Annotated in this window: 5 protein-coding genes; 3 read left to right on the top strand and 2 right to left on the bottom strand. The window is 54.1% G+C overall.

What is annotated here, in order from left to right; all coding sequences use genetic code 11:
* Window positions 1–157 precede the first annotated feature (157 nt).
* From QRY16_RS15195 to yjfF, 3 genes are read left to right on the top strand one after another with little or no spacing between them, the layout of a single operon-like run.
* Window positions 158–1678 carry a sugar ABC transporter ATP-binding protein gene (locus QRY16_RS15195; RefSeq protein WP_289777192.1) on the top strand — a complete coding sequence of 507 codons (1521 nt, stop codon included), beginning with the start codon at window positions 158–160 and terminating at the stop codon, window positions 1676–1678.
* A complete protein-coding gene (ytfT, locus tag QRY16_RS15190; RefSeq protein WP_193404096.1) occupies window positions 1671–2687 on the top strand; it encodes a galactofuranose ABC transporter, ATP-binding protein YtfT in 1017 nt (338 codons plus the stop codon). The genes QRY16_RS15195 and ytfT overlap by 8 nt, the downstream gene beginning before the upstream one ends.
* A complete protein-coding gene (gene yjfF, locus QRY16_RS15185; protein WP_289777191.1) occupies window positions 2684–3670 on the top strand; it encodes a galactofuranose ABC transporter, permease protein YjfF in 987 nt (328 codons plus the stop codon). The genes ytfT and yjfF overlap by 4 nt, the downstream gene beginning before the upstream one ends.
* Before the next feature lie 453 nt (window positions 3671–4123).
* Here yjfF and araA read toward each other — a convergent pair whose 3' ends face one another.
* Both araA and QRY16_RS15175 read right to left on the bottom strand, forming a co-directional pair.
* Window positions 4124–5626 carry an L-arabinose isomerase gene (araA, locus tag QRY16_RS15180; RefSeq protein WP_289777190.1) on the bottom strand — a complete coding sequence of 501 codons (1503 nt, stop codon included), beginning with the start codon at window positions 5624–5626 and terminating at the stop codon, window positions 4124–4126.
* 12 nt (window positions 5627–5638) lie between these two features.
* Window positions 5639–7318, bottom strand: a complete 1680-nt coding sequence (locus QRY16_RS15175; RefSeq protein WP_289777189.1) for a ribulokinase — start codon at window positions 7316–7318, stop codon at window positions 5639–5641.
* Window positions 7319–7602 lie beyond the last annotated feature (284 nt).

Raw genomic sequence — 7602 nt, 5'->3', positions numbered from 1 at the left:
TTTTAAGGCTCCATCAGGTGCGGAACTCATCGAGGCGCGGGCATCCATGCCCATAGTGACGCCGGATAGATTTAGGCAAGCCAACATTAATCAAAAATCAGTGTTGCAAAAATGGTGGGGACCATAGATTTTCGTGACGTGAGGCGGAGTTAGCCGGATGACCACACACAATGAAGATTCGCTGTTAACCATCAGCGGTGTCAGCAAAGAATTTCCTGGCGTAAAGGCGCTGGATAATGTCTCTTTCAGCATTCGCAAAGGCGAAATTATGGCATTGCTGGGGGAAAACGGTGCGGGTAAATCCACCCTTATCAAAGTGCTGACCGGCGTTTACACCCGCGATGCTGGCACCATTACCTTAAACGGCCATGCCGTCTCGCCACATAATACCGCCGATGCGCAGGCGATGGGCATTGGTACTGTCTATCAGGAAGTGAACCTGTTACCTAACATGTCGGTGGCCGACAATCTCTCTATTGGGCGCGAACCCCATCGTTTCGGCATAATCGATCGCAAGCGTATGGTCCGCAATGCCGATGCACTGATGCGCAATTACGGCTTCGCGCTGGATGTAACGCGCCCGCTTGGTCATTACTCGGTGGCGATGCAGCAAATTATTGCTATTTGCCGCGCTGTCGATCTTTCCGCGCAGGTATTGATCCTTGATGAGCCCACCGCCAGCCTTGATGCCAGCGAAGTGGACCTGCTGTTTAGCCTGATGGCGCAGCTGAAAGCCAAAGGGATGAGCCTGATTTTTGTTACGCACTTTCTCGATCAGGTTTATCGCATCACCGATCGTATCACCGTGTTACGTAACGGGCAGTTTATCGCAACGCGTGAAACCGCGTCGCTGCCACAGATTGAACTGATTAAGTTGATGTTAGGTCGGGAATTACTGGAAACCGCCTTGCAGCGTCAGGGCAGTACCTTGCGCAGCGATCAGCCCGTGGTTTCTTTCGAAGATTATGGCAAAAAAGGCACTATTGAGCCGTTCAACTTGCACGTGCGGCCCGGTGAAGTGGTTGGCCTGGCGGGCTTGTTAGGTTCAGGTCGTACAGAAACCGCTGAAGTTTTGTTTGGTATCCGCCGGGCCGATCGCGGTAAGGCCACGCTGAAAGGCAAAGTGCAACATATTCGCACGCCCGCCAAAGCCTCGCGACTGGGCATGGGTTTTTGCCCGGAGGATCGTAAAACAGACGGCATCATCGGCGCGGCTTCGGTCCGTGAAAATATTATCCTGGCCTTACAGGCGCAGCGCGGCTGGTTGAGACCGATCAAAAAGCGTGAGCAGCAGGCGATTGCCGAGCGCTTTATTAAAAGCCTGGGCATCCGTACGCCACATGCCGATCAGCCGGTTGAACTGTTATCCGGTGGCAACCAGCAAAAGGTATTGCTGTCGCGCTGGCTGGTGACCAGGCCGCAGTTTTTGATCCTCGACGAACCCACGCGCGGCATTGACGTGGGCGCTCATGCTGAAATCATTCGCTTAATCGAATCGTTGTGCGCGGATGGGCTTGCGCTGCTGGTTATCTCCTCTGAACTCGAAGAGCTGGTGAGTTATGCCGACCGCGTATTAATCATGCGCGACCTGAAGCAGGTGGCAGAAATCCCGCTGGAGCAGCTTTCGGTGGCATCAATTGTTAACGCCATTGCTAACGGAGGAGCACAACATGCTTGAATCCCATATGACACCTGAAAAATCGAACCGGCGTAAGCTGAAGCTACCGCCGGGTATGCCACAAATTGCTGCGCTCATTCTGGTCCTGCTGGTGGATAGTCTGGTCGCGAATAACTTTTTTGCCGTGCACCTGCAGGATGGCCGTCTGTTTGGTAGCCCGATTGATATTCTTAATCGCGCCGCGCCGGTGGCGTTGCTGGCGACCGGTATGACACTGGTGATTGCCACTGGCGGTATTGATTTATCCGTTGGCGCGGTCATGGCGATTGCCGGGGCTACAGCCGCGACCTTAACGGTCGCCGGTCACAGTTTGCTGTTTATTATCCTCGCCACGCTGGGCACCGGTTTGTTATGTGGATTATGGAATGGCGTGCTGGTGGCGCTCTTGCGTATTCAACCCTTTGTTGCCACCCTGATTTTGATGGTTGCCGGGCGCGGTATTGCGCAGTTAATTACCCAGGGCCAGATTGTCACTTTCAATAGCGACAGCTTAGGCTGGTTTGGTAATGGTTCGTTGTGGATGTTGCCAGTGCCGGTATGGATTACCGTGGTTGTGGCGCTGCTGGTATGGCTGCTGACACGCAAAACTGCGCTCGGCCTGTTTATCGAAGCGGTAGGAATTAACCTGCGTGCCGCACGAAACGCGGGCGTGACGGGCTGGCTGGTGGTGATGACTACCTATATGGTCAGCGGCATTTGTGCTGCGGTTGCCGGTTTAATTGTCGCGGCCGATATTCGTGGTGCCGATGCCAATAATGCCGGTTTGTGGCTGGAGCTGGACGCAATTCTGGCGGTGGTTATTGGCGGCGCTTCGTTGATGGGCGGACGGTTCAATTTAGTGCTGTCGCTGATTGGCGCGTTGATCATTCAGTCAATGAATACCGGTATTTTGCTCTCCGGCTTTCAACCTGAACTGAATCAGGTCGTGAAAGCCGTGGTGGTGATGTGCGTGCTGTTACTGCAATCGCCGCGCTTTATTGCAATGTTTAAGCGGAGGCGTCCATCATGATTAAACGTCATCTTCCTTTGATGATCACTTTGCTGGTGTTTATCGCTGGCTACCTGTTCTGCCTGAGCCAGTTTCCCGGCTTCGCTTCAACGCGAGTGATTTGCAATATCCTGACCGACAACGCTTTCCTCGGCATTATTGCTGTCGGCATGACGTTTGTGATTTTGTCTGGTGGCATCGATTTATCCGTTGGCGCGGTGATCGCGTTTACCGGCGTGTTTCTGGCGCGCGTGATTGGCGATCTCCATGTGAATCCTCTGCTGGCGTTCGCGCTGATCCTGGCGCTGGGTGCGCTGTTCGGCGCGATGATGGGCTGGCTGATTGATGTGCTGAAAATCCCGGCATTTATCATCACCCTGGCGGGTATGTTTTTTCTGCGCGGTTGTAGTTATCTGGTATCGGAAAATTCTATTCCTATTGATCATCCGTTTTACAGCATGCTTTCCAGTCTCGCCTGGAAGGTGCCAGGCGGGGGGCGGCTGAGTTTGCTGGCCGTCATTATGCTGGTTGTGGTTGTCGGTGGGATTATTCTCGCGCACCGGACACGTTTTGGTAATCAGGTTTATGCCATTGGCGGCAGCCTGACCTCGGCTCAGTTAATGGGGATTTCGACCCGTGCGACCACCATCAAAATCTATATGCTCTCCACTATGTTAGCGACGCTGGCAGGGATAGTCTTTTCAATCTATACCTCGGCGGGTTACGCGCTGGCGGGTCTGGGCGTGGAGCTGGACGCCATTGCGTCGGTTGTCATTGGCGGAACGTTGCTGTCTGGCGGCGTTGGCACCGTATTAGGCACACTGTTTGGCGTATTGATTCAGGGATTAATTCAAACCTGGATCAACTTTGACGGCACACTGAGTTCGTGGTGGACCAAAATCGCCATCGGCATTCTGCTGTTTGCTTTTATTGCTCTGCAACGCTTATTAACGGTGATGTGGGATCGTCAGCAGAACGCGCCGGTTAAGCGCTTAAGTTCGTAAATCTCTGGCGGCTCGTTAGCGCCGCGTTTTTCATTCAGTCTTATCAGACTATTGCCGGATCAACGAAATCATGCCTCCTTTGCTCCCCAGCCTGCTTTCAGCAGGCTGGGCTTCATATTGCCCGGCAGCGGTACGTGAAGCCCGCAAAATGGCAAAGCAGGTAAGGTTGCAGATAAGAAACGCTGATTAAACCGAAGGGATGGCATCTGAGGGCGTGTTAAAAACTTGCCTGACGGCTGTTAACAAGCGGGGGAGCCTAAACGCTCCCCCTGGCGACCCGGCAGAAGGTTGCTCTCTGCCTCTCTTTTTACTGTATCTTTTTACTGAAAAACAGTGCGCTGGCCGGAAAGATGCCTGTCAGGATTCACCGCGTTTTTACGAAACTGCCCATCATTTATGACGGGACAGCACCGTTTTTAAACCTGACGAATCCGTGCATCATTACACAATAAGTCAACGTGTTATCCGGTAATAAGCTTCATTCCAGCGCAGCGCATCTTTAAAGGCGGGTAGCTGCGTATGTTCATCAATGACTAACACCTCAATGTCGTTCATTTCGCCGTACAGATACATATCATCAAGGCTCAACGCCTGACTGAACACGGTATGATGCGCGCCACCAGCCAGAATCCAGGCTTCTGATGCGGTCGCCAGCGAAGGCTGGGCACGCCACAGCGCACGTGCCACCGGTAATTTCGGCAAGGGCTGCGGCTGTTCAATGGCATCCACCACGTTCACCAGCAAACGGAAGCGATCGCCCATATCAATCACGCTGGCGTTAATCGCACGGCCTGCGGGCGTTGAGAAAAGCATCCGCGCCGGATCGGCTTTATCGCCGATACCGAGGAACTGCACGTCAATCAGCGGTTTTTCTTCAATGGCGATGGAAGGACAGACTTCCAGCATATGGGAACCCAGCACCAAATCGTTGCCCGGCGAGAAATGATAGGTGTAATCCTCCATAAAGGAAGTGCCGCCTGGGCGATCGCCCGCTAACACTTTGAAAATACGCAGCAGCGCGGCGGTTTTCCAGTCGCCTTCGCCAGCAAACCCATAACCTTGCCCCATCAAACGCTGAACGGCCAGGCCCGGCAGTTGTTTCATGCCGTGCAGTGTCTGGAAATTGGTTGTAAAGGCGTGGCAATCTTCGGCTTCAAGGAAGCGTTTCAGGCCCAGCTCGATCCGTGCGGCATCCAGCACGTTTTGCCGTTTTTCGCCGCCTACTGCCGCCACGTCAGTAAAGCGATACTGACTTTCATACTCATCAATCAGTGCATTAACATCGCCATCGCTGACGCTGTTGATCACCTCAACCAAATCGCCCACGCCCCAGCCGTTAACTGAATAACCAAACTGGATCTGTGCCGCGACTTTATCCCCTTCGGTAACCGCAACTTCACGCATATTGTCACCAAAACGCGCAACTTTAAGTTGCTGGCTGGCCTGTTTCGCGATTGCGGCGCGCATCCAGTTGCCGATGCGCTGCTGGCTCTGTTGATCCTGCCAGTGACCGGTTACTACGCTGTGTTGCAGCCCCATGCGTGCACCAATAAAACCGAATTCGCGGCCGCCGTGCGCGGTCTGATTCAGGTTCATAAAATCCATGTCCATACTGTTCCACGGGATCTCAGCGTTGAACTGCGTATGGAACTGCAACAGCGGTTTGTTTAGCACGCTCAGACCGCCGATCCACATCCTGGCGGGAGAAAAAGTGTGCAACCAGGTAATGATGCCGACACATTTGGGGTCGTGATTCGCGTCGCGACACAGCGCCAGCGCTTCATCTGGTGATTTCACCAGCGGCCTGAGCTCCAGACGCAGGGGTAACGCTGCATGCTGATTCAGGCCCTCGACCACTTGCTGTGCATGCTGTTCTACCTGACGTAACGTTTCCGCTCCGTAAAGGTGTTGTGTACCAATCACAAACCACACGCTGTGTGTGTTGAACTGTTCCATAAAATGTCTCCATTATTGAGCGGAAGCGGGACGTGGGGCGTAATGCGGTTCTGCCGTCACGCACCATTGTTGATAGCGTTGATAGAGTTGCTGATAGCGTGCGACACGCACCGGGTCGGGTTGCAAAGTGACGGCAATCGGGCTGGCCATCACGCGTTGAGCCTCGGGAACGCTGGCATAAACACCGGCGGCGACGGCGGCAAAAATCGCTGCGCCCAGCGCACAGCATTCGTCAGAGGCGACGATGTCTAACGGGCGATTCATCACATCGCAGCAGGCTTGCATGATAGCGGGGGACTTACGCGCAATGCCGCCAAGCGTCAGGATGTTTTCCACCGGGATCTGCTGCTGCTCGAAACACTCCATAATGGCGCGCGCACCAAAAGCGGTGGCAGCGATCAGCCCACCGAACAGCGCGGGCGCGTCGGTGCCAAGATTAAGATCGGCGATCACCCCTTTCAGTCGCTGATTCGCGTTAGGCGTGCGGCGGCCGTTGAACCAGTCCAGCACCACGGGCAGGTGATCCAGGTGCGGATCGGTGGCCCAGGCGTCGGTCAGATTTTTAATCAGCCCTTTTTGCAAGTCTGCCAGCTGTGGTTTCAGTTCAGGATGCTGTTCTGCTGCCAGCTTTAACGGCCAGCCAAGCAGGCGACTAAACCAGGCGTAAATATCGCCGAAGGCAGATTGCCCGGCTTCACAGCCAATCGCGCCCGGCATCACGCTGCCGTCAACCTGACCACAAATGCCTTTGATTGCGCGATCGCCTACCTTTTCGCTGTCTGCGATCAGGATGTCACAGGTGGATGTACCGATGACTTTCACTAAGGTATAGGGTTTGGCACCGCCGCCGACTGCGCCCATATGGCAATCAAACGCGCCGCCAGAAATCGTCACCCGTTGCGTTAAACCCAGGCGCTGTGCCCACGCCGCACTGAGCGTGCCAACCGGAATATCCGCCGTCCAGGTCTGTTTAAATAGGGGCGAATCAAGCTGCTGCGTCAGCAACGGGTCAAGTGCATTAAGGAAATCTGTGTCTGGTAAGCCACTCCAGTCGCTATGCCATAACGCTTTATGACCGGCGGCACAGCGACCACGGCGCAGTTGCGCCGTGGCGGTGGTCGCGCTGAGCAGCGCAGGCACCCAGTCGCACAATTCGACCCAGGAAACAGCCGCGTCGCGTACTGCCGCATCTTCACGGGATATATGAAGGATCTTGGCCCAAAACCATTCAGAGGAGTAAATTCCGCCAATATAACGGCTGTAATCCGGGAAGCGTCCGCTGCGACAAAGTTGGTTGATCTCTTCGGCTTCTTCTATGGCCGTGTGATCTTTCCACAGCACAAACATCGCGTTGGGGTTATCGGCAAATTCAGGGCGCAGCGCTAAAACGTTGCCGTCACGATCGACAGGGGCAGGGGTTGAGCCGGTGGTATCCACACCAATCCCGACGACGGCGGCGCGTTGTTCTTCACTCAGCGCATTTAGCACGCCGAGCATCGCTTGTTCCATAGCGTCAATATAATCCTGCGGATGGTGACGAAAGCGGTTGGCATGCGGATCGCTGTAAAGACCTTGCTGCCAGCGCGAATAGCTCACTACCGCGCTTTCAAGCTCTTTGCCACTCTGACAATCCACCGCCAGCGCACGTACCGAATCACTGCCAAAATCCAGTCCGAGGGTGATGGCGCGCATCGGGTATCTCCTGTTGTGTGTGAGTGCTCCTATCCTGGAATTGGCGTGCGTGAAGGGTTAGTCATCGCTGGCTGAGAATATGCACTTTTCTGCCGTCAGCAGTGATTTTGTGATCCATTGCAAAAGTTACAACTCGGTTAAATTTGCTAAATATATGGACCAATTTGTCGTGATTGTGAGTTGTGATACCGCTCTACATTTTTCTTCTTCATTCCAGCTAAAACTAGCGCAGCGTTTGAACAGGCATGGCTTATCGTGCTTTCTAACGTACTGATTTACATCTG

It is taken from the genome of Mixta mediterraneensis (genome assembly GCF_030283135.1).
In the GTDB taxonomy this organism is placed as follows: domain Bacteria; phylum Pseudomonadota; class Gammaproteobacteria; order Enterobacterales; family Enterobacteriaceae; genus Pantoea; species Pantoea mediterraneensis.
The sequence above is the reverse complement of the archived record's forward strand: the minus strand, read 5'-3'. Positions and strand labels throughout refer to the sequence as shown.

Coding starts and splice junctions, on each gene's coding strand:
- QRY16_RS15195 (WP_289777192.1), top strand. CDS start 158: ATGACCACACACAATGAAGATTCGCTGTTAACCATCAGCGGTGTCAGC.
- ytfT (WP_193404096.1), top strand. CDS start 1,671: ATGCTTGAATCCCATATGACACCTGAAAAATCGAACCGGCGTAAGCTG.
- araA (WP_289777190.1), bottom strand. CDS start 5,626: ATGGAACAGTTCAACACACACAGCGTGTGGTTTGTGATTGGTACACAA.
- QRY16_RS15175 (WP_289777189.1), bottom strand. CDS start 7,318: ATGCGCGCCATCACCCTCGGACTGGATTTTGGCAGTGATTCGGTACGT.
- yjfF (WP_289777191.1), top strand. CDS start 2,684: ATGATTAAACGTCATCTTCCTTTGATGATCACTTTGCTGGTGTTTATC.